This window comes from Comamonas humi, assembly GCF_054782535.1.
Genome location: NZ_BAAGSH010000018.1, coordinates 369081 through 393511, shown reverse-complemented (window position 1 = coordinate 393511; position 24431 = coordinate 369081). Strand labels below are relative to the sequence as shown.

Here is a 24431-nt window from a genome sequence, read left to right as displayed (position 1 = left end):
CGTTCACATTTGTTCATCTTTGTGTCTTGTGTAACTTATGTAAATGGCCCAAATGTACTAATTCAGTGAGAACCGAGGAGGTGTGTGAGTAGTGATCTAGTGAAAAAAATATTCAAAAACAACTGTTTGTTACCTTTTTTGATCTATTAAAATTTTTACCTCCCGTCGCGTGGTGAGTATTGGTGCAGATGCGCTATTGGTGTTCGCGCCTTTGGTGTGTAACGTTGCCTGCATACCCAAACCGCAGCGATGCCCCAATTGCCGAGCCGCATGGAACGCGCCCTCATGACTTCCTCCCCGCCCTCCGTACTGCTGGTGGACGACCATCCCCTGTTCAGGACCGGGCTGCGCATGATGCTGTCGACCAGCGAACTGGTGCAGGCCGATTTCCACGAGGCCGGCTCCATCGCCGAGGCCGTCGCGCTCGATGCACCGGTCGACCTGGTGCTGCTGGACATCAGCATGCCCGGCTGCGACGGGCTCAGCGGCATGGCGCGGCTGCGCGAGCGGTGGCCGCAGGTCCCGGTGGTGATCCTGTCGGGCCACGACCACCAGGAGCTGATGCACAAGGCCGTGCAGAGCGGTGCCGTCGGCTTCCTGTCCAAGGCCTGGGCTCCCGAGGTGATTTGCGCCCAGGTGCAGCATTGCCTGGGGCAGCAGGGCGGGGCGGAGCCGATGCAGGCGCCGCCAGACCGGTTGGGCCGCCCGGCAGGCGCAGGCGGTTCGCTGCCGCCGCGCCAGTACGAAGTGCTCAAGCTCATGGCGCAGGGCTTCAGCAACAAGGCCATTGCCAAGCGCATGGACGTGAGCGAATACACGGTGCGCAACCAGGTCGTCAACATCCTGCGCCACTTCGACGCGCAGACACGCACCCAGGCCGTCACCACCGCGCAGCGCCAGGGCGTGCTGCCGGCCTTCGTCAGCGAGTCCTAGCGATTCCCGCTGCCCGCGCGGCACCTGCTTACGCGCTGCGTCCAGCAGCGATGCCACGCTCCTTCCTTTTCACCGCTGGCGGCTAACAACCGCAACCTCCGGCCATGCCAACCACCCGCAGGCGCTTGCTTTTATTGACTTTATTTTTAAATGTGAGAATTGAACATTTTTGTTCCAGACTTTTATAATTTGTAGGAATAAAAATACCTGCTCCATGTGGGGACGATTCATGCAGCACCTTTCTGCTCCCTGCGAATTCACCGTGGCCATCGTCGACGACGATGAAAGCATCCGTGCCGACATGTGCGGCGCCATCGAAGAAGCGGGTCTTCACGCATGGGCGGCGCCGTCCGCGGAAGATTTCTATGTGAGCCTGCTGCACAGGAAGGCCGATCTGGTGGTGGCCGGCCTGGGGCTCCCCGGCGAGGGCGGCCTGAGCTTGGTGCAGCGCCTGGCCACGCGCAAGGTACCGGCGATCGTGCTCACCTCGCGCGGCGACCTGGAAAGCCGGATTGCCGGCCTCAACGCCGGCGCGCTGCAGTACTTCGTCAAGCCCGCGGACACGCGCGAACTGGTGGCCGGCATACGTTCCATCCTGCGCCATACCGTCAGGCCCGCGGCCGAAGGCAAGCCCGATGCCGGTGGCGAGGAAGCACCGTCATGGCAGCTCTCGCGCACGGCGGCCTTCCTGATTGCTCCCAACCTATGCACGGTGCAGCTCACCGGCAACGAACTGGCGCTGATGCACCGCTTGGTCTCGGCGCGCGGCGAACTGGTCGGCAAGGCTGAGTTGCTGCAGGCCCTGGGCTACCTGCACGAGAAGGACGCCTTCCACCGCGTCGAGTCGCAGCTGACCCGCCTGCGGCGCAAGACCCTGCAGGCCACCGGCATGGTGCTGCCGGTGCGCAATGTGTTCGGCAAGGGATTCATCTTCATGCCCGAGATGGAGGTGGTGGCCTAGGGGCGACCATACTTGTGACCGGGCGCCGCCGGTGGCGGCATGGGCTTTCGCGGCTGGAAAGCGGGGGATGGCCTGCCCGACAGGGATCGAACCTGTGACCCACAGCTTAGAAGGCTGTTGCTCTATCCAACTGAGCTACGGGCAGATGATTGATTTTATTGAATAATCTGCGTTATCGCAGAGTTCAATTTGTGAGCCAATTGCGGAGCGCTCCGCAACGGCAGGGCGGCCATCTTCATGACCGCCCGTTATTATGCCGGCTTTTGACCCGCGCTATTTCGTAGCTTTGACCTTCGCGCTGTGGCGCAGGTAGTGCCGTTTCGTGATCTGGATAGAAATGCGCCCCAGTTGCTCGGAGGCCGCGAGTTCGCCGCGATCATCGGCAACGTCGTCGGCCGCTTTGGAGCGGAGGTCGTAGAACCACATTGCACGGATCTCGGTGGCCAGGTCTTCATTTCGCTCGCCGGCTGCTTTGTCGGCTGCGGCCAGCCGGGCTGGCTCAAAGGCGTCGTGCAACATCTACTTTGACATGGCGCGGCCGTAGGCATTGATCAGCAGGCCCGCAGTCACAGCCCTGTGTCCGGTTTCCCGCTTAGCGATTCTCCCGAATAAAGCGGCTAGCCTGTTCTCGCTCACAAAACGAAAGGGGGCTGTAGTCATCTGGGCGGATTTAATCCCGAAGCGTTTGAGCGCGCCCGGGCGTGAAGCTGAGATTTGTCTACCTGACTAGGGGCAGTCCACTCCGAAAGGATCTTGTCCGGCAAGACGCGGCAGTAGCGTTGCTCAAGCGGCAGGTGTACATCGAGCGCGGCGTGGCCGCCCCTCAATGAAAGAACGTGGTGACCTTCGGGGGGCGTTGTGACTCCTCTGGAGCTGTGCCACGAAGCAAGCCTATGACGTTCATCCAGTTGTAGAGGCCGGCACCTTCATTTGTGCATGTATCTGCTTGGTTTGGCTCGGTGGGGCGTTGTGCATCATCCAACCCATGGTGGAAACCATAGTCTTGACGAAATGAAAACGTCTTGGCAATCTATCGATACATATTTTGACAATCAGAATTCTGCACAATTTATCCGCAACCAAATTCGTTCAACTATGTCCAATTAAATTTATTTGTGAGGGGTGCTTTATGGATCGCCGTCAACTTATTCAGATCTCATTTGCATTGGGAGGGGGATCGTTGTTTTCTATTGGTAAAGCAGCTGATGATAAATCACCGGAATGGGGGGCTGAAGGTAGGGCTGAGCGTGATGAGTGGATGGAGTCTGTAATGGTGACAAGGTCATTTGATACTCCGGGTTCATACTCGAAGTTCAGTGACGGCATGTTTTATATGCAGGCTCCGCTTATATGGAGGCCAAATAATTTATCTTCTGATCTTCGCTCTGTGACTGTGCCGAAAGGGTTTGTTACGGACCTGACAAGTATTCCTCGTCCATTTTGGTCATTGATGCCGCGGGATGGGGCTTATGCAGATGCGGCAATAGTGCATGATTATTTATATTGGATGCAGAAGGGGAGTAGATTAACCGCTGATGAAACGCTTAAAGAAGCAATGAAGGATTTGGAGGTGCATCCATTTAACGTGGAAATAATATATCATGGGGTGCGATCAATATTTGGAGAGATGGCATGGAAAAATAATGCCAAACTGAGAAAAGAGGGGGAGTCGCGTCAACTGAAAAAATATCCAGCCACTTCAGCAGTCAAGTGGGCAGATTGGAAAAAACAAAGTGGCAATGTAGTTGGCGGGTGGTGATGTCAATGCAGAAGATTTTGAAAAATGCACTGGTGGTTTCTGCGCTATGCGTAGCATTCGCAGTTGACGCGCAGCAAACAAAAATTTTCCAGGCTGAAGGCATGCAGCCCTTCGTGATTCGGCCGCAAAGTGGGCTGAAGCCACTATATGGGCGCAGCGCTGCGCTGGTGATTAGTGTGTCGAAATACTCTGCTGGAGAGACGGGCTGGCGGGAGTTGTCATATACAACGAAAGAAATGGACGAGGTTAGCAAAGTACTGGTGAAGCAAGGATTCGAAGTAACTAGAGTATATGAGCCGACGGCAAAAAAACTATATGATGAAATGCAGGCTTTTTTGGGTAAATATGGCGATAAGGTAGATGCGCGACTTCTTTTTTTTTACTCGGGGCATGGCTACACCTATCGTGATAATGAGATGTCTTATATCGTTCCGATAGATGCGGGTAATCCGAGAACAAATTATTCGGAATTTATATCGAAAAGTGCCACTCTGGATTCGTTTCATACATGGATGCGTCAATTTCAGGCGAAGCATTTTTTGGCGATATTTGATTCATGTTTTTCTGGGGCGATTTTTACGACAAAATCAATGTCAGATTTGCCAAATATAAGACCTCCGAGGGCGGATGATCGATGGCGTTATTTGGATGATGTGGCAAAGAAGTCAGTTCGGCAATTTATTTCGGCGGGTGGGCCAAATGAAGAGCTTCCTTCTCAAAGCTCATTTGTCCCTGTTTTTATTGAGGGAATTCAGGGCGGGGCATCCGCTGTTAAAGACGGATATGTGACAGGGAAAGAGCTTGGGGTTTTTCTGGAGCGTGTGGTTAGCGTAAAGCGCGCAGGACAGCAGCATCCTGCTTCCGGCGTTTCTCATGATACAAAATTTATTTTTGGGGACATGGTATTTCAGTATGACCCAAGTCAGGCAGGAGTAGATATAGCTATGGGGTCGCCGTCGCCGTCGCCGTCGCCATCGCCATCGCCAGCACCAGCACCATGGACACCACCGACGGAGCGACCGCAAGATCCCGCGCTTAGGTCTGAGGAGTGCAGGCTTTTTGACTGCACGAAACTGTAAATAAAGGTGGGCAGGAGGTTGTGATGATGCTGAAATACCCAATGCAAAAACTCTGTCTCGCAGCGATCACGTGCCTGACGGTTGTGGGGTGCGAATCTCAGCCTCCATTTGTTGAGGCCAAATCTTCCATGGCTCCCACTTGCGCAGAATTGCGAGGAGCGTTCCGCGCAGCACTAGATGGTTTCGACTCAGTGCGTAGTGGGCTGGAGGTCTCCAACTCGGGGTCGATGTACAACACCTATGGCACTTCTCTAAGAATGCGAGGCGCATCGTCTTGCGTTATCAGGCGAGCACCTTCGTCCATCCATAGTGAGCTGTACTGCCGGTGGGAGGCGGAGGATAACCGAGCATTGATGGGCGCCTACTATCGAGCGATACGTGATCAGTTGAAGTCCTGCATCAAAGAGGGGAGCGTTTCGCAGAACGATCGAGGAGGGTCAACACGCGTCGAAGTGACAGCAGAAAAGGGCTCTGTAACCTTCTGGGTCATGGCAAAGTATGACAGTGCGCCCCACTATGTCCACTTGACAGTTAGAGACTGACGAGCCCAGAGACGCTGTAGTGGCGCCATGCCATGCTGAGCCAGAACTGCACGCGCTCTCGTTGCTGAGCCGTATGCACCGGCCTGATCTCGATCCCAAGGCTGGGGGCCCCGCTATCGTGGAGAAGCAGGATAAGCGCCCCGTGGTACCGATCTGGGAGTCCGACGGGGACCGTCGGTTGCATGGGTCGGTCGACGACGCCATGGCGCTGATCCAACTGCCGAGGACGTTTGCTGGCGAGTAAGCAGCTTAGAAAATGGCAAAAACTGAGGCTCAAATCCTCAAGCCGTTTGCTGCTGATTAGACCGCTTAAAAATTGATGATTGTCCCACTGGGTAGGGAGAGCATGTTCACTGCCGCTTAGGTAGCTCAGAAAAATCGCTGGTGGAAGCGCGAGATATTCCCTCGGCTCACTGCCGGATAGGCAGCTTAGAAATCCAGCGCTGCCCCTCCAGTCAGCGCCCTTGCGTTTGCTGCCGGATAGGCAGTGTAGAAAATCGCGGCCCGCAAGATTATTGCGCAGGCCCGTTCACTGCCGTACAGGCAATTTAGAAATGTTCACGCGGCCGGACGTAGCCCCTTACGTTCACTGCTGAATAGGCAGCTTAGAAGGCGTTGCTCTATCCAACTGAGCTACGGGCAGTCATGAAGAGGCCGCATTATCGCTGAATTCGCGGCCCTTCCTGGCTCGGCTGGCTTGGCCGGATCAGTGCTGGTGGCCGGCGTGGCCACCCGCGGGGGCGGTCGCCGTGGCCGCGCGCACGGGCACGTCGACGGTGCGCTCGCGGCGCTGGCCCTTGGCGTCTTCCACCGTCAGGGTCAGCGGAATGCTCTGGCCGGCCGTCAGCGGCTGCTTGAGCTGCATCAGCATGATGTGGAAGCCGCCGGGCGTGAGCTGCACCGGCTGGCGCGCGGGCAGGTCCAGCTTGGCGATCGGCCGCATGCGCATCACGTTGTCTTCCATCTTCATCTCGTGTACCTCGGCGATGCCGGCGGCTGGCGTTTTCACGGCCACCAGCGAGCCGCCCAGCGGCGCCTGCAGCGTCATGAAGATGCCGGAGCCGCTCTGGCCGGGCACGGTCGCGCGGGCCCAGGGGTCGCCCGCGTCGATGGCGGCGACGTTGGCGGGCAGCACGTCCAGTTTGGCGGCGGGCTGCTTGGGGGCGGGCTGGCCGGCCTCGGGGATCTGCGTCCACGCGGCCTCGCCCACGTCGCAGACCTGGCGCACCGGGAAGTACAGCGTGCCGGGCTTGTCGGGCAGGGTGCCGCGCAGCACGAACTCGGCGGCGGCCTTGCCGCGCAGCGCCGTGTCGGCCGATTCAGCGGTCCACACGACCTCGCCGCTCTGGCTGCCGGCGGGTGGGGCGCTCAGCTTCCAGCCGGCCTTGGGCAGGGCCTCCTGCAGCCGGAAGCCGGCCGGCAGTTGCACGCGGATGGCCGTGGTGGCCTGGGCGCCTTCGCAGGCATGGCCCACGCGGAAGGCGGCGTCGTAGCTGGTGGAGACATTGGCGCCGCCCTTGGGCAGCGTGACGTGGCTGTGGGCGGGCAGGCTGGCCAGCAGCAGGGCGCCGAGCAGGGAGAGAGAAAGATGTTTCATGTCAAGCTCCTGTGAAATATGAATGGAATCGGCTTGTAGCGCTCATGCAGCAAGCGCGGATAGCTATCTATTTTGAATATCAAAGATCCCATTGCAGCGATGCATGGTAGGTGCGCTGCGGGTAGGGGTGGAAGTTCCAGTACTGGTAGTTGTTGGCGTTGTCGATGCCGACGGCGGCGCTCCACTCGCGGTTGATACGGTAACGGGCGCGCAGGTCGACGGTGAAGTACTTGCTCGCGCCCATGTAGGCGAAGCCGTTCACGTCGCTGTTGTCCAGCGCCGAATACTGGCGCCCGCTGTAGCGCGCCGCCACCGTGAAGGCCCAGTGCTCGTCGGGCTGGTAGGTGGCGTAGGCGGTGGAGCGCCAGCGCGGCACGCGCGGCTGCCATTGGCCTACGCTGGCGGGATTGGCCGCGTTGGCCGCGATCCTGGAGTTGGCGTAGGTGAGGCTGGCGCCCAGGTCGAGCCCGCGCACGAAGACCGACTGCCCGGTGTAGGCCAGCTCCAGCCCCCAGGTGCGCACGCGGTCGACGTTCTGCACGCGCGAGGTGGTGGTGCCGGGCACGAGCTGGCTGTAGAGCGCGTCGCGGGTCGTCTCGTGGAACAGCGTGGCGCGGGCCAGGCCGTTGCCCAAATCCTTCTCGGCGCTGAGTTCGCCGGTCCACGACTGCTCGGGCTTCAGGTTCGGGTCGTTGACGAAGGCCAGTGCGCCGCCCGAGGTCGCGCCGTACAGCTCGCCCACGGTGGGAAAGCGCACGGCCCGGCCCACCGAGGCCTTGAGCACGGTGTCGGCGCTCCACTGGTAAGCCAGCGCGGCCTTGGGCGAGGCATGCGATTCGCTGCGGCGGGCATAGGCCAGCTCGCTGCCGCTGTTGCGCGAGTAGCCGTCCTGCGCGCGCCAGTGCTCCCAGCGCAGGCCCAGCACCGTGGTCCACGCGGGGGCGAAGCGCCAGGTGTCCTGCGCCCACAGGTAGCGGGTGCTGCTGCGGCCGCCCACGCTGCTGACCAGCGCCGCCGGGTTGGCCACGCCGCCCTGCCAGTCGCCGACGGTGGCGAACTTGTCGATCAGCAGCTTGTAGGCATCCTGCCCGGTGCCGAAGTCGACGATGTGCGCGCCGCCGGTGCCGTCGGGCCGCCAGGTGCCCTGGGCGGCCAGCGTGTGCCAGCCGGTGCCGTCCTGGCGCTGCACGGTGCCGGGGCCGCCTTGCAGCGCGCCGGGCAGCGCGGTGGTGGGGGCGGTCTGGCGGTCCTGGCCGTAGTCGTAGAGGCTGGCCTTCAGCGCCCAGTCGAACACGCCGTTGGTAAGGCTTTGCAGCGCGAAGCCGTGCATGGTGTGGATCTGCGCGTCGTTGGTGGACGGGAAGGCCGTGGGGCCCAGCGTGTAGCGGCTGCCGTCGATATTGACGTTGCCGCTGTACACCGGCTGGCCATCGGCCCCGCGCAGGTAGCTTTCGGAGCGGCCCTGGGCATCGTTGCGCCACCAGCCCAGCGTGTAGCTGGCGCGCAGCGTGGCGTTGATGTCGTAGGCCAGCTTGAGCTTGGCCTGCTCCTGCACCGTGCGGTACTGCGTGCCGGTGCCGAGGATGTACCAGGGCTTGTTGGTGGTGTTGAGCCCCGGCACCGCGCCGGTCACCGGCGTGCCACCCGCGCCCGGCACGCCGGATGCCAGGGTGGCCGTGGCGAAGGTGAGCGGCTGGCTGTCGCTTTCCGAGCGGTTCAGCGCCAGCCACCACGACCAGTCGCCGCTCTTGCTGCCCACGGTGGCGCTGGTCTGCCAGCTGTTGAACGTGCGGTGCGTGCTGTACAGGTCATTGGGCTGCGACGAGAAGCCGGCCTTCACATGGGCCTCGAAGCGGCTGGGCATGCGGGTCACATAGTCGACCACGGCGCCGGCGGAGTTGCCCGGATAGGCGGCCGAGAACGGCCCGTACATCACATCGACGCGCTCGATCTCCTCGGGGCTGACCATGCCCCAGCGCGGCGCGTAGTTGCTGCCGTTGGCGATGCCGTTGCCCAGGTAGTTGGACAGCAGGATGCCGTCCGCATACACGGCCGAGCGCGCGCTGTTGCCGGTGCCCGAGGCCCGGGTGGACAGGATGGCGTGGTTGTAGTCGCCGATGTAGCGCTTGCGCACCAGCAGGCTGGGCAGGTACTTGAGGGCGTCCTCGCTGTCGGTGGCGTTGATGCGGGTGTCGACCTCGTCGCGGGTGACGCTCTCCATCGTGGTGGGAATCTGCGTGGGCAGCGAGCTGGGCTGGCCACCCCGCACGGTGACCACGCCCAGCGACTTGCTGCGCTCTTCTTCGCCATCCGCGGCCGCCCAGGTGGGGCCGGACAGGCAGGGCAGCAGCGCACTGCCGCACAGCAGTGCTCCATAAAGCTTGCTCATGAAAATCCTCGCGGCGCCTCGCTCGGCGCCTGGTCGTTCGGGTCGCGGGGCACAGGCCCCACGGGGAATCAGACGGCGAGGAAGGCGGGCGGCGCGCGCGCCGACAGCGGCGCGGCGGTGGCGGCCGCGATGTGGGCCGCGCGCGCGGGCTGCAGCGCATAGGCCAGCGGCGAGGGCAGGGGAAGGGAAGACGCCTCGAACGGCGGCGGCGCCAGCATGGGCAGGCACAGCGCGCAGTCGAGGTGGCCGGCGCCCAGTTCGGTGGCGGTGCCGTCGTCGGACGTGGCCACGAGCTTGATGCTGCCCGCCGTGGTGCAGACCACCTGCATGGCCTGCGGCTGCACCAGCGGCGCCGCGGTGGCCACGGCCAGCGACAGCATCCACCATGCCAGCACCCAGCGGCCTAGGCGCAGAAGAAGGGTACTGGTGGTGGAGCGGTGCATGGCTGGGCAGCATACCATGCAGGGCAGGTATCAAAAATAAGAGCTGCCAGCGCTTGCTATATAAGCAACTGCAATAGAAATTCTATTGAATTTCTCGTGTAGTAAGCGCTGGCAGCTCTTGTTTTGAGAGTGCGTCGGAATCAGTCCGTCTCTTCGTACACCAGCGAGGGGTTGTTCATCGAGCGTGCCACGTCCTGCAGGCTGTCGACGATGTGGTTGGCGAAGAAGCTGCTCTGCGTGTCGGGCTCCAGCGCGGCGATGGCCAGGTTGGCATTGGACTGGTTCAGCGGCACGTAGTAGCTGCCGGCCGGCACGTCGACCGAGCTGCGCACCAGGTTGACCGTGACCTTCTCGACCGGCCGCTCGGTGGTGGTGGCGCCGCGCACGTCGTCGCGGGACGCGCTCTGGCGGCTGGTCTCGTGGTAGGTGTCGGCCAGCAGCGAGCCCGGCTCGGCCACGCGCAGCACCTGCAGGCCCAGCTGCCTGAGCTTGTCGGCCGCGTCGGACGACGAGGCCGACAGCCAATAGCCGCAGGGGCGCGGGCGGGTGTTCAGCGTGCGCAGCTTGACCGACGAGTTCCAGTTCACTTCCTGCGGGCGGTCCTCGCCGGTGGTGGGGTCGAGGAAGATGATGCGGCGCTGCTCGGGCGTCTGCGCCACATCCACCGCGAACTGGCCCTTGCAGGCCTGCGAGCTGATGTCGCGGCTGACGTACGAGCGCACCTGCATCAGGTCCTTGGAGCGCTGGGCCGTGGTCTGCAGCGCGCTGGTGATGGCCAGCACATGGCTGTGCACGCGGCGCTGGATGTGGGCGCGGCCGATGCCGACGCCGCGGGTCTCGATCAGCAGGCTGGCGGAGTTGCGCAGGCCGTTGACGTTGCGGCCGGTGTCGGGCCGCACACCGCCCATGGACAGGCTGCGGTCCTCGGCCTTGGCCGTGGTGGTGTAGTACCAGTTGGTGCTCTGGCCCTGGTCGGTCAACGCCTTCTGCATGGGCAGCAGGTACCACTCGTTCGAGGCCTTGGCGATGAACTCATGGATGTTGCCGGTGGTCGGGGTCTGCAGCAGCGCGTCGTAGCGCTGCACGCCCTGGAACTTCTCGACATAGCGGCCCGCGACGGTGAACTCGTGCGAGTCGAAGCTGGCGATGGGACGGTACGAGCGCACCAGCTCGGCCAGCGCCTGCGCCTCGGGCGTCTTGAGCAGCAGGTGGTCGCGGTTCATGTCGATGCCGTTGGCCGTGGTACGGCGGTTGGCGGCGGCGCCGTCGGGGTTGGCGCGGGGCACGATCAGCACATTGACTTGGTCGAGCAGGGGGCGCAGGTTGCCGGTGCTCAGCTCGCGCGCGACCACCAGCAGGGCCTCGCTGCCCGCAGGTTCGTTGCCGTGCTGCTGGCCCACCAGCATGACGGTGGGGCGGCCGCTTTCGTCGAGCTGCTGCAGCGAGGTGCCGGCGGCGCGCGTCAGCAGCAGCGCCTGGATGGGCGCGCCTTCCTGCGAGGTGCCGGCCGTCAGCAGCTCGGCCTTGCTGCCGGCCTGGCGGGCGCTATTGACCATCTGGCGCAGCATCTGGCTCAGCTCGGCATTGGTGGTGAAGGTGTTGCGGCCGTCGGCGAGGCCGGGCGTGTCGTAGCGGACGGCCGGGTCGGGAAAGCGGGCGGCGACGCCGGGGCTCTCCTGCCAGCTGCCCAGCGGACTGGCTTCCAGCGGCACGGTGCCGACCGGGCTGCTGACCACATCGGCATTGCCGGATACGCCGGGAATCTGCACCGGCGACGTGCCGCCGGCGCGCGGCGCGGTGGCGACCGTGCCGGGCCTGGCGCCCGACGTGGGCCAGGGCGGCAGCGGGGTGCTGGAGCAGGCGCTGAGCAGGGCGGCCAGCGCCACTGCGGTGAGCACACCCGCGGAGCGCGTGGAAACGAGATGGTCTGCCGCCTGGAGGTCGGCGGACAGGAACGATGCAGTGATTTTTGTGCTACGGATCACAAAACCCTCCGGAAGTAGGCCATTGGCGGGATTATGCGGGAGCCCGCTGGCCCCTGCGCGTAGGAAGCGGGCGTAAGAATGACAACAAGCTATGCCTGCGGCGCATCGCTGGCGGGCTCGGTCGCGCCGTTGCCATTGCCGTTGCGCGGCGAGCGCAGGCGCAGCAGCGCGCGCACGAAGCCATGGTCCGAGCGCGTGCGGTCGTGGCCTTCGTGCAGGTGGTCGTTGAAGTAGTCCACGCGGCGCACGTCGCCGATGGCATGGCGGCTGGCGGGGTCGAACTCCTCGCTGACCAGGATCTGGTCCAGCACCGCCGGCGCGCCCTGGTGGATGTGCGAATAGGCCACGTCCTTCTTCAGCGCCACGGCGCCGAGCAGGTCGCTGGCGTTGAACAGCGCCGAGTCGCGCGCCGCGCGGTCGTAGGCCACCTCGGACGTGGCGGCCACCATCTGGGTGGTGACGCTGTCCGGCGTGTCGTTGAAGTCGCCCATCACCACCACCGGCATGCGGGTGTTGCGCAGCAGGTCGATCACCAGGCAGCGCAGCGCCGTGGCCTCGACGCCGCGCATCATCAGCGAGCGCAGCGAGGCCAGTGCGGCTATCTTGGGGTTGTCGCGGTCTTCGAGCGGCTCGCCGTTCTCGGCCTGCAGGAACTTGGGGCGCTTGGACTTGAGGTGCGTCACCAGCACCGTGACCTGCTGGCCGCGCTTGAGCTCCAGCGTGGCCACCAGCGGCGGGCGCTCGAACCTGGCATGCACGCCTATGCCCGGCACCGCCACGCCCAGGTTGGCCGGAAAGTCGGTGAATGACTGCGTAGCCAGCACCTTGAGCCGCGTGGCCAGGCCCACGCGCGGCGTGCCCTGGGCGCCGGGGGCGCCGTCGCCGTCCTCGGCGCCGGGTGCGATCACGGTCGGGTAGTGCAGCCCGCTGGCCTTGACGGCGCCCTGCAGCGCCGACAGGTCCCAGACCTCCTGCACCGCGAGGATGTCCGCGTTCAGCGCCCGGAAGCGGTCACCCAGCCACAGGATCTTGCGCTCGTACTGCTGGGCCGTGAACGGCTCCTGGTTGGGGTAGAACGGGCGCTGGGGGCGGGCCAGGTTCAGCAGGTTGCAGGTGGCCACGGTGAGCGTGTCCAGGGGCAGGGGTGGTGCAATGGGGCGCATGCAAACGAGGATATCAGGTGCTGTCGCGCACGAGCAGTTCGTAGCCCAGGTCGAGCTGGCGGCGCTCGGGCAGCTGCTGGCGCATCAGCTGCAGCAGCAGGCGCGAGGCCTCGGTGCCTATGGTGCCGCGCGGCGTGCGCACCGTGGTCAGCGGCGGCACCATCTGGTCGCTGCCCGGCAGGTCGTTGAAGCCGGCGATGGCGACCTGGCCCGGCACCGCGATGCCGCTGCGGTTGGCCTGCAGCAGCGCGCCCTGGGCGATGTCGTCGTTGCAGAAGAAGATGGCATCCACCGCCGGCATGCCCTGCACGATCTGCATGAAGAGTTGCGCCCCCAGCGCCATCGACGAGTGCTCGGGGCACAGCAGCTCGCGCTGCGGGTCGTACAGGCCCTCGGCCTGCAGCACGCTGCGGTAGCCCGACAGGCGCTGCATCACCCGCGCATCGAGTTGGGCGCCGCAGAAGGCGATGCGCCGGTAGCCGCGCGCCAGCAGGTGGCGGGTCATGGCCGCGCCCGCCTCGGCCTGCGAGAAGCCCACGGTGCAGGCGGTGCCACCATCGCCCAGCTCCATCAGGTGCACGCAGGGCACGCTGCCCTGGTCCAGCAGGGCCTGGGCGGCCAGGCTGCGCTCGAAGCCGGTCAGCAGCAGGCCGGCGGGGCGCATCGGCAGGTAGCTGCGCAGCAGTTGCTCCTCCTCGGCCGGGTCGTAGTGGGTCACGCCGATCAGCGTCTGGTAGCCCTGCGGAAAGAGTTCGCGGTGCACCGCATCGAGCAGTTCCACGAACAAGGTGTTGGACAGCAGCGGCACCAGCACCAGCACCTGGTTGCTCTTCTGCGAGGCCAGCGCACGCGCGGCAGGGTCGGGCACGTAGCCCATCTGCTGGGCCACGGCCTGCACGCGCTCCACCAGCTCGGGCGCCACGCGCCGCTCGCCGCGCAGCGCGCGCGACACGGTGATGGGGCTGACGCCGGCGGCCTGGGCCACATCGCTCAAGGTGACGCGGCCGCTGGCGCGGGAGGGGCGGGCCTTTTTCTCGGTGGACAGGATGGCTGGAACAGGTGCGCGATGCGGGTCGGGCAAGGGATTCTCCTAGGTGGAATCGGCTTGAAGCCAGACTATGATAGCGCTATCCAAGTGCTTGTGAACCGGTTTTTTCCGCTACCGGTTCGCAGGCAGAAAACCGCGGCAGAGCGCGCTCTGCCTTATTTTTGGCCTCTATAGGATAGCGCTGTCCCATGATGAAACCGACTGCTCTCGTTGTGATGGGTGTTTCCGGCTGCGGCAAGTCGAGCGCCGCGGCCGCGGTGGCCGAGGCGCTGGGCTGGGAGCTGCTGGAGGGCGATGCCTTCCACCCGGCCGAGAACGTGGCCAAGATGCACCAGGGCATCCCGCTGACCGACGAGGACCGCCAGGGCTGGCTCGCCGAGCTGGCGCAGCAGCTGGCGCAGGCCAGCGAGGCCAGCCCGCGTGTGCTGACCTGCTCGGCGCTGAAGCAGAAGTACCGCAACCAGCTGCGCGCCGCCCAGCCGCGGCTGGGCTTCGTGTTCCTCGACCTGGACTACGACACCGCGCTGGCGCGGGTGCAGACGCGCCCCGGCCATTTCTTCGGGCCCGAACTGGTGGCCAACCAGTTCCAGACGCTGGAAAGCCCGGTGGGCGAGCCCGGCGTGCTGCGCGTGGACGCCACGGCCAGCCTGGCGCAGATCACGGCCCAGGTGCGCGAGTGGCTGCACGCCTGAAGCGGACAAGCCACAGGCCTTCATTTCCCGGCCCCATCGCACCGTTACGATAGGGCCTATTCCTCGCAGAAATCAGGAAGACCCCCACATGAAACTCCACACGACTATCGATACGGTCACGCGCCGCATCCGCGAGCGCAGCGCCGCCACGCGCAGCGACTATCTGGCCCTGGTGGACGAGATGGCCTCGCGCCCGCCCGGCGCGCAAAGCCTGGGCTGTGCCAACGTGGCCCATGCCTTTGCCGGCCTGCCGGGCGCGGACAAGTTCCGCATCGTCGAGCAGAAGGCGCCCAATGTCGCCATCGTCACCGCCTACAACGACGTGCTCTCGGCCCACGCGCCGCTGGCGCGCTACCCCGACATCCTGAAGGACGAGGCCCGCAAGCTCGGCGCCACGGCCCAGGTGGCCGGCGGCGTGCCGGCCATGTGCGACGGCGTGACCCAGGGCGCGCCGGGCATGGAGCTGTCGCTGTTCAGCCGCGACGCCATCGCCCAGGGCACGGCCATAGCGCTCACGCACGATGTGTTCGACGCCGCGCTGATGCTGGGCGTGTGCGACAAGATCGTGCCGGGCCTCTTGATCGGCGCGCTGCACTTCGGCCACCTGCCCACGGTCTTCGTGCCCGCGGGGCCGATGACCTCGGGCCTGTCGAACAACGACAAGGCCAAGGTGCGCGAGCAGGCCGCCCAGGGCCTGGTGGGCCGCAAGGAACTGCTGGCCGCCGAGTCGGCCGCCTACCACGGCCAGGGCACCTGCACCTTCTACGGCACGGCCAACAGCAACCAGATGCTGCTCGAAGCCATGGGCCTGCACGTGCCGGGCACGGCCTTCATCAACCCGGGCGATTCCGAGCGCGAGCTGCTCACGCGCGAGGCCATGCACAGCGTGCTGTCCATCACCAAGGCCGGGCGCTTCGCGCCCATCGGCCACGTGGTCGACGAGCGCTGCATCGTCAACGCCATGGTGGCCCTGCTGGCCACGGGTGGCTCGACCAACCACCTGATCCACTGGGTGGCGGTGGCGCGCGCGGCCGGCATCCTCATTGACTGGAACGACTTCTCCGAACTCTCGGGCGTGGTGCCGCTGCTGGCGCGCGTCTACCCCAACGGCAGCGCCGACGTGAACCAGTTCCAGGCCGCGGGTGGCCCGGGCTATGTGATCGGCGAACTGCTCCAAGCCGGCCTCATGCACGGCGATGTGCTCACGGTGCGCGAGGAAGGCCTGCAGGCCTTTGCGCGCATCCCGCGCGTCGAGGGTGGCCAGCTCGCCTGGCACGACGCGGGCACGTCCGGCGACCTGTCGGTGCTGCGCCCGGCTGGCGAGCCGTTCAGCCCCACCGGCGGCCTCAAGCTGCTCACGGGCCAGTTGGGCCGCAGCGTGATCAAGGTCAGCGCCGTGCCCGAGGACCGGCACCTGGTCGAGGCGCCGGCGCGCGTCTTCGACTCGCAGGAGGCGCTGCAGCAGGCCTTCAAGGCCGGCGAGCTGGACCGCGACGTGATCTGCGTGGTGCGCTGGCAGGGGCCGCGCGCCAATGGCATGCCCGAGCTGCACAAGCTCACGCCGCCGCTGGCCGTGCTGCAGGGCAAGGGCTTCAAGGTGGCGCTGGTGACGGACGGGCGCATGAGCGGCGCCTCCGGCAAGGTGCCGGCGGCCATCCATGTCTCGCCCGAAGCTTGTGTGGGCGGTCCGCTCGCGAAGGTGCAAGACGGCGATATCATCCGTCTCGACGCCCAGGCCGGCACGCTGGAAGTGCTGGTGGACGCGGCCGAATGGGGCCGGCGCCCCCTGGCCGAGATGCCGCAGGCCCTGCGGCAGGCCAACGGCCGGGGTTTTGGTCGTGAATTGTTTGCCGGATTCCGGCGCCACGCGCTCAGCGCAGAAGAGGGAGCTTGCACATGGCTGGACAACTGACAGCGTTGTCGATCATGCAGGACGCACCGGTGATCCCGGTGATCGTGCTGCACAAGGTGGAACACGCGGTGCCGATGGCCGAGGCCCTGGTGGCCGGCGGCATCCGCGTGCTCGAGGTGACGTTGCGCACGCCGCAGGGCCTGGCCAGCATCGAGGCGATCGCCAAGGCCGTGCCGGGCGCCATCGTCGGCGCGGGCACGGTGCGCAATGCGGCGGATGCGAAGGCCGCCGCGCAGGCGGGGGCGCGCTTTGCCGTCAGCCCCGGCTATACCAGCGCGGTGGGCCAGGCCTGCCGGGATATCCAGCTGCCGCTGCTGCCCGGCGTGGCCACCGGAAGCGAGATCATGATGGCGCAGGCCGACGGCTTCAGCGAGCTGAAGTTCTTCCCGGCCGTGCAGGCGGGCGGCCTGGCCATGCTCAAGGCCTGGCAGGGGCCGTTCGGCGACGTGCGCTTCTGCCCCACGGGCGGTATCTCGCCGGCGAACGCGCCCGAATTCCTGGCGCTGAAGAACGTGGTCTGCGTCGGCGGCTCCTGGCTGGTGCCCACCGATACGCTGGAGCGCGGCGACTGGAACCATGTCACCGCCCTGGCGCGCGAGGCGGCGGCGCTGCCGCGCAAGGCTTGATGCAAAATTGATAGCTGCTCGCGCTTGATGGTATTGGCCTGGAGGCCAAAAAACCATAAAAAAACGGCTGCCGAGGCAGCCGTTTTTGTTATGGAGAGGCGTGCGCTACGCGGTGCGCAGCACGCGCCGGGCCATCAGCGCGCACACGGCCGCGAAGAAGGCCAGGCCCAGCCACTGGGCCGTGGGCTCGAAATGCTCGCCCACCAGCGCCAGCGGCGCGCCCTGGCCCGACAGGCCGATGGCCGCGGCCAGCACGATGCCCATCAGGCTCTCGCCCACGATCAGGCCCGAGGCCACCAGCACGCCGGTGCGCTGCGCGCGCTCGGCCCAGGCGGCGCCGTCGGGCCGGGCGGCCTTGGCGCGCGCGATGCGGCCCTCGATCCACCAGCCCAGCATGGCGCCGATGAACAGCGTCACGCCGATGGTCGGCGGCAGGTAGATGCCCAGGCCCACGGCCAGCGGCGGCATGGCGCCGCGCCCACTGCGGCGCAGCGCCTGGTCGGCGACGATGAACACCGCGCCGATGGCCACGCCGGTGAGGATCATGTTCCAGTCCAGGCTGCCGTCGAAGATGCCGCTGGCCACGGCCGTCATCAAGGTGGCCTGCGGCGCGGCCAGCGCCTGCTGCGGGTTCATGTCGGCGCGCGGCAGCGCACCCATGAAACCGTAGGCGTGGTAGAGCAGCTCCAGCACCGGCGGGATCACCAGGGCGCCGACGATGCAGCCGATCACCAGCACCCACTGCTGCGTGGCCGGCGTGGCGCCCACGAGGTAGCCGGTCTTCAGGTCCTGCAGGTTATCGTTGGAGATGGCGGCAATCGCCACCACCACCGAGGTGGCGAACAGCGCCAGCGCCACCAGCGGCTTGCCGGCCAGGCCTTCGAGCGCGCCGGGCACGAGCCAGCGCACCAGTAGCAGCAACAGCGAGATCAGGATCACGCCGATGATGCCAATGCCCGAGATCGGGCTGCTGGACGAACCCACCAGGCCGGCCATGTAGCCGCAGGCGGCCGCGATCATGAAGCCGAAGACAAAGGCGAACACCACGCACAGCAGGCTCAGGCCCCAGTGCGCGGCCACCGACAGGCCCGGAGCGCCTGCCGCGAGGAAGTGGTGGAACACCGCCAGCAGCACGATGAACACGCCGGCGGCCAGCGCCGCGATCGCGCCCACGGGCATGTCGCGGTCGGCCCGGGCCGAGCCGGTGGCCGTCGGCGCCGCCGTGCTGCGCGCGCTGGCGCGCATGGCCTGGGCGATGGGCTTGAGCAGGCTGAGCACCGTCCAGATGGCGGCGACGCCGATGACGCCCGCGCCGATGAAGCGCACCTGCTTGCTCCAGACCTGGGTGGACAGGTCGGCCAGGGCCTGGCCCGCGGCGGGCGTGGCCAGGCTGGCCAGGTAGGGCACCAGCAGCCACCAGCACAGCAGCACGCCGGTGATGATGGCGAAGCCCGCGGCCGCGCCCATCAGGTAGCCGGCCGCCAGCAGCGCCGGCGAGAAGCCGGTGGCCACGCGAAAGGCCATGCCGCCCGCGCCAATCCAGCTGGAAAAGCCCTCGCCGAGTATCCGGAAGCCGGAGCTGCACAGGCCATAGAGCCCGGCCACCAGGCTGCCGCCCAGCAGGGCCTTCATGCCCTGCGCGGCTTCACCGCCGCCGGCCTTGCCCGTGTCATGCTGGTGGCCGATCTTCAGCACCTCGGCCGCGGCCACGCCTTCGGGATAGGGCAGGGTGCTCTGCACGACCATCACGCGGCGCAGCGGCACGGTGTAGAGCACGCCGAGGATGCCGCCGGCCGCGCAGACCAGCGCGGTCTGCCAGAACGGAAAGCCGGCCCAGTAGCCCAGCATCAGCAGGCCCGGCATGATGAAGATCACCGACGACAGCGTGCCGGCCGCCGAGGCCTGGGTCTGCACGATGTTGTTCTCGAGGATGTTGGAGCCCGGCAGCTTGCGCAGCAGCGCCATCGAGATGACGGCGGCGGGGATGGCGGAGGCGAAGGTCAGGCCGACCTTGAGGCCCAGGTAGACGTTGGCCGCGGTGAAGAGCAGGGTGATCAGCGCACCGAGGACAACGCCGCGCAGCGTGAGTTCACGCCCGGAATGGTGGTTGTGCATGGGGGAGGATGGAAACAAGAGCGGCGCCCTGGTATGGGCGCCGTCGGTAGGGCGAGGGCCGGGAACTGCGCCCGGCCGTCAACGAAAAGCGGGCGTGCGGATCAGCGCAGCCCTTGGCCGGCGTCGCCGTCGGCGCGCTGGATCAATTCGATCTTGTACCCGTCGGGATCGGTCACGAAGGCGATCACCGTGCTGCCGCCCTTGACCGGGCCGGCCTCGCGCGTGACGTTGCCGCCGGCGGCCTTGATCTTGTCGCAGGCGGCATAGGCGTCGGGCACGCCCAGCGCGATGTGGCCATAGGCCGTGCCCAGCTCGTAGCTGTCCGTGCCCCAGTTGTAGGTCAGCTCGATCTCGGCCTGGTTCGGGTTGCCACCGTCGAAGCCAAGAAAGGCGAGCGAGTACTTGTACTCGGGGTTCTCGGAGGTGCGCAGCAATTGCATGCCCAGCACCTGGGTGTAGAAGTCGATGGAGCGCTGGAGGTCTCCAACGCGCAGCATGGTGTGCAGGAATCTCATGGGGTGTATTGTGCCCGGGCTATCGATAGGTAGGTAAAAGCCTGGATTTGTCAGCGTCTCAATACCAGCCAGGTGAATGCGGCCAGCGACAGCATCGAATAGATGAGGCCCGGCGCCGCGGCGGTGATCATTGGCGACCAGTTCTGCAGGTTGCCCGCATAGCCGAATACGTTGTTCAGCATGAAGAAGCTGATGCCCGCCATCACCCCGGCGAACACGTAGCCGGCGATGCCGCCGGAGCGGAAGTGCAGGTAGGCGAACGGCAGCGCCAGCACCACCATCACCAGGCAGCTGATGGGGTAGAAGACCTTGCGCCACAGCTCGATCTCGTAGCGCTGCGTGGTCTGGCCGTTGGCCTGCAGGTGGCGCACGTACTGGAACAGGTCGTAGGTGCTCATCTGGTCGGGTTTGAGCACGGCCGCGGCCACCATGTTGCGGGTGATCTGCGTGGGCCAGTCGAGCTGGGGCAGCGTGCGCGTCTCTACGCGGGCCTCGCTGCGGCCGTCGATGTGGTAGACGCGCTGCGTGACCTCGCTCAGCTGCCAATGGGTGTCGTCCAGGAACGAGCCTGCCTTGGCGCTCCACTGCATGGTCAGGCGGCCCTGGTCGTCGAAGCGGTAGGCGCGCAGGTTCTGCAGCCCGCCATCGGTGCCGATGGCGCCCACGTTCACGGCGACCATGCCGCCGTCGTGCTTCTCGCGCAGCCAGGCGCCGGTGCGGCCGGTGGAGAGCTGGCCCAGGCGCTGGGCGCGCACCAGCTCCGAGGTCTTCTCGCCCAGCGGCGAGATGTAATCGCCGATCACGAAGGTCAGGGCCACGAAGGCCACGCCTATCGATGCCAGCAACCCCAGCGCGCGCCACGGCCCCAGGCCGCTGGTGCGCATGATGGTGAACTCCGAGGTCTGGGCCATGCGCGCCATCACGAAGATGGTGCCGATCAGCACCGTGATGGGCAGCAGCTCGTAGATGTGCGACGGGATATCGAGCGCCACCGCCAGCACGGCATGGCGCGCGGTGTAGGTGCTGCCCGTCCAGCGCAGCTCGTCCACCAGGTCGAAGAAGAAGAACAGCGCCAGGAAGGCGAGCGTGACGAAGCCGACCGCGACGGCGATGTCGCGGTAGATCATGCGGCGCAAGGTGTTCATGCGCGCCTCCAGAGGCGGCCGAGCAGGCGGGCCGCACTGAGCTGGCGGCTGCGCGCGGCCAGCAGCAGCAGCGCTACGGCCGATGCCGCGCCATGCAGCAGGATGAAGGACGTGGCCAGCGTGGTTCTTTCAGCGGCGATCCAGTTCTGGGCGAACGTCATCAGGTTGTAGTACACGATAAAGGCGAAAAGGGCGAACATCAGGCTGCTGCTGCGGCCTGCGCGCGGATTCACGCTGGCCATGGCCAGCCCGAGAATAACAAAATTGATAGCAGCCACGACCAGCCCCAGGCGCCAGGCCAGCTCGCCCATGAAGGCAGGCGAGGGCTTGGCGATCAGGTCCATGGTGGAGACCACCTTGGTGACCTCGTCGCTGGAGTCGCTGGCCGAAGCGCTGCCTACGCGCGTGCCGTATTCCTGGAACTCGCTGATCTTGAGGCCGGGCTTGGCGGCATCGGTCTCCATGCGCTGGCCGTTGTTGAGCACGGCCATCTTCACGTCCTTCTGCACCTCCAGGTGCGCCGACTGCGCGCTGGTCACCGTGTCCTTGCCGCGCTCCGAGGTCACGATGAAGACATTGCTGGCCTCGGTGTCGGACGAGCGCTCGCGGTCGATGAAGAACACGCGCGAGCCGTCGGCCGATTCCTGGAATTCGCCGGGGGCGATGCGGTCCACGTCGCTGCGTTGCTCGTACTGGGTGCGCAACTGCACGATCTGCTGGTTGGCCCAGGGCCAGACCACCAGCGACAGCACCGCGATGACGGCCAGCACCGGCCAGGCAAAGCGCATCAGCGGCCGCAGGAACTGCGTCAGGCTCTGGCCGCCGCTGAACCAGATCACCATTTCGCTGTCGCGGTACATGCGCGACAGCGTCGCCACCACGGCCACGAACAGGCACAGGCTCAGGATGGTCGACAACTGGCCCAGCACCGTGTAGCCCATGACGAGCAGCACGTCGGACGGGTCGACGCGGCCCTTGGACGCCAGCCCGAGCACGCGGATGAGCATCATGGTCATCACGATGGTCACAATCACCACCAAAGTGGCGCCGAAGCTGCGTGAAAGCTCTTTGCGAATGGACGAATCGAATAACATTGGCGAGAAGGATGACCTCGATGACGAATTTTGATCTGAAAAACCTGGACCTGGCGGCTGCCGCATCACAAGCCTGCGATCTGCTGCTGGTATTGGTTCCGGCCAACGCACCCAAGAGCAGCGATCCGCTCTCCGTGCTGGCGGCGCATGCGCAGAAGAACGGCGACTTCGATGCCAAGGCCGGCCAGACGCTGCACCTCTACCAGGTACCTGCCGTCGCGGCGCGCCGCGTGGTGCTGGTGGGCATTGGCGACGGCAAGGCCAAGGGCATGCGCCAGGGCCTCGGCGCGGTGGCGTCATTATTGCAGTTGGAAAGCACCAAGTCGGTCTTGATGGCCGCAGCCTCCGCTCTGGTACCCGAGGCCGTGCAGGCCGCGGTGCAGTGCGTGGGCGAGCTGCTCTATGTCTACCGCACCAGCAAACCGTCCGCCAAGGCCGAGAAGGAAGTGCTCTGCACGCTGGGCACGCCGGGTGCCGATGCGCTGCGCGCGACGTTCGACCTGGCCTGCGCCACCTTGGCCGGCGTGGGCTTGGCGCGCGAGTGGGCCAACCGCCCCGCGAACTACGCGACGCCCAAGATGCTGGCGGCAGCGGCCGAGGAACTGGCCAACGGCAAGCGCCTGCGCTGCAAGATCCACAAGACCGAGGACATCGAGAAGCTGGGCATGGGCGCCTTCCTGGCCGTGGCCCAGGGGTCGGCCGAGCCGCCGCGCTTCATCGAGCTGCACTACGAGGGCGGCGCCAAGGACGAGGCCCCCTATGTGCTGGTCGGCAAGGGCATCACCTTTGACACCGGCGGCATCTCGCTGAAGCCGGCCGCCGAGATGGACGAGATGAAGTTCGACATGAGCGGCGCCGCCAGCGTGCTGGGCACCTTCAAGGCGCTGTCGCTGCTCAAGCCCAACATCAATGTGGTGGGCCTGATCCCCGCCTGCGAGAACATGCCCGACGGCCGCGCCGTCAAGCCGGGCGACGTGGTCACCAGCATGAGCGGCCAGACCATCGAGATCCTGAACACCGACGCCGAGGGCCGCCTGGTGCTGAGCGATACGCTGACCTACGCGCAGCGCTTCAAGCCGGCCGCCATTGTCGACATCGCCACGCTCACCGGCGCCTGCGTGATCGCGCTGGGCGCGCAGCGCAGTGGCCTGTTCGCCAACGACGAGGAGCTGGCAGCCGCGCTGCAGCAGGCCGGCGACGCCGCGCAGGACGGGTGCTGGCGCATGCCGCTCGACGACGAGTACGGCGAGGGCCTCAAGAGCAATTTCGCCGACATGGCCAACGTGGCCGGCCGGGCCGCGGGCGCGGTGACGGCGGCAAAGTTCCTGCAGCGCTTCGTCGAGAACACCCCGTGGGCGCACCTCGACATCGCCGGCACGGCCTGGAAGAGCGGCGCCAGCAAGGGCGCCACGGGCCGGCCCGTCGGCCTGCTAGTGAATTACCTGGTGGCGCGTGCGAACCCGGGCAAGGCATGAGTGATACGGCCGTCGCCTTCCACTTCAACGTCCCGGACAAGCTGCTGTACACCTGCAAGCTGGTGCGCAAGCTGCAGCGCATGGAGGTGCCGCTGGTGGTGACCGCGGATGCCGATGTGGCCGCAGCGCTGAGCGACCGGCTGTGGGCCTTTGGCGGCGGCTCGCAGTTCTTGGCGCACTGCCTGGCCGATGCCGCGCCCGAGGTGCTGCAGGCCTCGCCCACGGTGCTGGCGCAGAAGCTCGACGAGCGCCTGCCGCACCACCAGGTATTGCTCAACCTGCAGGCGGCGACGCCGGCGGGTTTCGAGCGCTTCGAGCGCGTCATCGAAGTGGTGAGCGCCCAGGACGAGGAAGACCGCAGCGCCGCCCGGCAACGCTGGCGCGCCTACCAGGCCGGCGGCCATGCCATCGAGCGGCACGACCTGGACATGCGCCCGGACGCGCAGGAGTGAATCGCATGGAGCCGAGGATTCCACCGAAATTCGTCCCGACCCTGACCGAGGTGGTGGCCTTCGACGAGGGCGCGGAGGGCGACGAGCCCGAGGCGTCGATGGGCGCCAGCAGCCTGCCGCCGGACGAGGCGCTGGCCCAGACCCGAACCAGCCGCGCCGGCTGGGCCGAGCCCGCCGAGGCGCCGGCACCGCCCGCAGCCGAGGATTTTCAGCCAAATATGCCTCCAGCCCAGGAGGAACAAGCGCCAGCAGCTATCAATTTAGCAGAGGACTTCGAGGCGCAGCTCACGCAGCGCGTGCTGCAGCGTGTGCAGGCCGCGCTACAGGCGCAGCTGGCAGGCGCCATCGAGGACTTGGTGCGACAGCACACACAGGCTATGCTTGCGCCCCTGAGTGAAAAAATAGAAGCAGTCGTGCGAGACACCGTGGGGGATGCCGTGCAGCAGGAGCTGAAGGACGGCCGATGATGCAGGCGCCCCGACGGCGCCGCCCGCATGACGCGACAA

General features: G+C 65.8%; 22 protein-coding genes and 1 tRNA gene. 10 read left to right on the top strand and 13 right to left on the bottom strand.

Annotated elements, in window-relative coordinates:
* The first annotated feature begins 285 nt into the window (after positions 1-285).
* Positions 286-933 carry a transcriptional regulator gene (locus ACYVKR_RS19915; RefSeq protein ID WP_460482696.1) on the top strand — a complete coding sequence of 216 codons (648 nt, stop codon included), beginning with the start codon at positions 286-288 and terminating at the stop codon, positions 931-933.
* A gap of 69 nt (positions 934-1002) precedes the next feature.
* Here ACYVKR_RS19915 and ACYVKR_RS19910 read toward each other — a convergent pair whose 3' ends face one another.
* Complete coding sequence (locus ACYVKR_RS19910; protein WP_460482695.1) at positions 1003-1164, bottom strand: hypothetical protein; 162 nt, start codon at positions 1162-1164, stop codon at positions 1003-1005.
* Here ACYVKR_RS19910 and ACYVKR_RS19905 point away from each other — a divergent pair.
* Complete coding sequence (locus ACYVKR_RS19905; RefSeq protein ID WP_460482694.1) at positions 1163-1894, top strand: response regulator transcription factor; 732 nt, start codon at positions 1163-1165, stop codon at positions 1892-1894. The two genes, ACYVKR_RS19910 and ACYVKR_RS19905, sit on opposite strands and share 2 nt — an antisense overlap.
* Before the next feature lie 68 nt (positions 1895-1962).
* Here ACYVKR_RS19905 and ACYVKR_RS19900 read toward each other — a convergent pair.
* A tRNA-Arg gene (locus ACYVKR_RS19900) sits at positions 1963-2039 on the bottom strand.
* A 128-nt stretch (positions 2040-2167) separates the two neighbouring features.
* Positions 2168-2413: a site-specific integrase gene (locus ACYVKR_RS19895; protein WP_460482693.1), complete on the bottom strand. Its 246-nt coding sequence runs from the start codon at positions 2411-2413 to the stop codon at positions 2168-2170.
* Between the two features lie 610 nt (positions 2414-3023).
* Here ACYVKR_RS19895 and ACYVKR_RS19890 point away from each other — a divergent pair.
* Entirely contained in the window at positions 3024-3653 is a 630-nt protein-coding gene (locus tag ACYVKR_RS19890; RefSeq protein WP_460482692.1) for a DUF1353 domain-containing protein, read from the top strand.
* 5 nt (positions 3654-3658) lie between these two features.
* The gene (locus ACYVKR_RS19885) at positions 3659-4732 is read left to right on the top strand and encodes a caspase family protein (RefSeq protein WP_460482691.1); all 1074 of its coding nucleotides are present in this window, start codon (positions 3659-3661) and stop codon (positions 4730-4732) included.
* Between the two features lie 1248 nt (positions 4733-5980).
* On the opposite strand, the gene ACYVKR_RS19880 is transcribed toward ACYVKR_RS19885, so the two are convergent.
* The 6 genes from ACYVKR_RS19880 to gntR all read right to left on the bottom strand — a co-directional run bounded on the left by ACYVKR_RS19880 (position 5981) and on the right by gntR (position 13932).
* Complete coding sequence (locus tag ACYVKR_RS19880; RefSeq protein ID WP_460482690.1) at positions 5981-6871, bottom strand: copper chaperone PCu(A)C; 891 nt, start codon at positions 6869-6871, stop codon at positions 5981-5983.
* Between the two features lie 79 nt (positions 6872-6950).
* On the bottom strand, positions 6951-9260 hold the full coding sequence (locus ACYVKR_RS19875; RefSeq protein WP_460482689.1) for a TonB-dependent receptor: 2310 nt from the start codon (positions 9258-9260) through the stop codon (positions 6951-6953).
* 68 nt (positions 9261-9328) lie between these two features.
* Positions 9329-9703 carry a hypothetical protein gene (locus ACYVKR_RS19870; RefSeq protein ID WP_460482688.1) on the bottom strand — a complete coding sequence of 125 codons (375 nt, stop codon included), beginning with the start codon at positions 9701-9703 and terminating at the stop codon, positions 9329-9331.
* A gap of 140 nt (positions 9704-9843) precedes the next feature.
* A complete protein-coding gene (locus ACYVKR_RS19865) occupies positions 9844-11601 on the bottom strand; it encodes a M14 family metallopeptidase (RefSeq protein ID WP_460482687.1) in 1758 nt (585 codons plus the stop codon).
* Positions 11602-11777: 176 nt separating this feature from the next.
* Positions 11778-12851, bottom strand: a complete 1074-nt coding sequence (locus ACYVKR_RS19860) for an endonuclease/exonuclease/phosphatase family protein (protein WP_460482686.1) — start codon at positions 12849-12851, stop codon at positions 11778-11780.
* Between the two features lie 13 nt (positions 12852-12864).
* Positions 12865-13932 (bottom strand): LacI family DNA-binding transcriptional regulator, encoded by a 1068-nt coding sequence (gntR, locus tag ACYVKR_RS19855; protein WP_460482685.1) that lies wholly within the window; start codon positions 13930-13932, stop codon positions 12865-12867.
* 158 nt (positions 13933-14090) lie between these two features.
* On the opposite strand from gntR, the gene ACYVKR_RS19850 reads away from it, so the two are divergent.
* The 3 genes from ACYVKR_RS19850 (at position 14091) to eda (ending at position 17129) form a co-directional block, all read left to right on the top strand.
* Positions 14091-14591 carry a gluconokinase gene (locus tag ACYVKR_RS19850; protein WP_460482684.1) on the top strand — a complete coding sequence of 167 codons (501 nt, stop codon included), beginning with the start codon at positions 14091-14093 and terminating at the stop codon, positions 14589-14591.
* Between the two features lie 88 nt (positions 14592-14679).
* Entirely contained in the window at positions 14680-16503 is a 1824-nt protein-coding gene (gene edd, locus ACYVKR_RS19845) for an IlvD/Edd family dehydratase (protein WP_460482683.1), read from the top strand.
* Positions 16488-17129, top strand: coding sequence for a bifunctional 4-hydroxy-2-oxoglutarate aldolase/2-dehydro-3-deoxy-phosphogluconate aldolase (gene eda / locus ACYVKR_RS19840; protein WP_460482682.1), 642 nt, complete (start codon positions 16488-16490; stop codon positions 17127-17129). Before edd ends, eda begins: the two co-directional genes overlap by 16 nt.
* 105 nt (positions 17130-17234) lie before the next feature.
* Here eda and ACYVKR_RS19835 read toward each other — a convergent pair whose 3' ends face one another.
* The 4 genes from ACYVKR_RS19835 to lptF form a co-directional block, all read right to left on the bottom strand.
* Positions 17235-19244 (bottom strand): OPT family oligopeptide transporter, encoded by a 2010-nt coding sequence (locus ACYVKR_RS19835; RefSeq protein WP_460482681.1) that lies wholly within the window; start codon positions 19242-19244, stop codon positions 17235-17237.
* A gap of 101 nt (positions 19245-19345) precedes the next feature.
* Complete coding sequence (gene gloA, locus ACYVKR_RS19830; protein ID WP_460482680.1) at positions 19346-19759, bottom strand: lactoylglutathione lyase; 414 nt, start codon at positions 19757-19759, stop codon at positions 19346-19348.
* A gap of 50 nt (positions 19760-19809) precedes the next feature.
* On the bottom strand, positions 19810-20904 hold the full coding sequence (gene lptG, locus ACYVKR_RS19825) for an LPS export ABC transporter permease LptG (RefSeq protein ID WP_460482679.1): 1095 nt from the start codon (positions 20902-20904) through the stop codon (positions 19810-19812).
* Positions 20901-21938 (bottom strand): LPS export ABC transporter permease LptF, encoded by a 1038-nt coding sequence (gene lptF, locus ACYVKR_RS19820; RefSeq protein ID WP_460482763.1) that lies wholly within the window; start codon positions 21936-21938, stop codon positions 20901-20903. Before lptF ends, lptG begins: the two co-directional genes overlap by 4 nt.
* Before the next feature lie 80 nt (positions 21939-22018).
* Between lptF and ACYVKR_RS19815 the strand changes: the two genes are divergently transcribed.
* The 3 genes from ACYVKR_RS19815 to ACYVKR_RS19805 are packed head-to-tail and all read left to right on the top strand — an operon-like array spanning position 22019 to position 24392.
* On the top strand, positions 22019-23473 hold the full coding sequence (locus ACYVKR_RS19815) for a leucyl aminopeptidase family protein (RefSeq protein WP_460482678.1): 1455 nt from the start codon (positions 22019-22021) through the stop codon (positions 23471-23473).
* Complete coding sequence (locus ACYVKR_RS19810; protein ID WP_460482677.1) at positions 23470-23925, top strand: DNA polymerase III subunit chi; 456 nt, start codon at positions 23470-23472, stop codon at positions 23923-23925. The genes ACYVKR_RS19815 and ACYVKR_RS19810 overlap by 4 nt, the downstream gene beginning before the upstream one ends.
* A gap of 5 nt (positions 23926-23930) precedes the next feature.
* A complete protein-coding gene (locus ACYVKR_RS19805; protein WP_460482676.1) occupies positions 23931-24392 on the top strand; it encodes a hypothetical protein in 462 nt (153 codons plus the stop codon).
* The last annotated feature ends 39 nt before the right edge of the window (positions 24393-24431 follow it).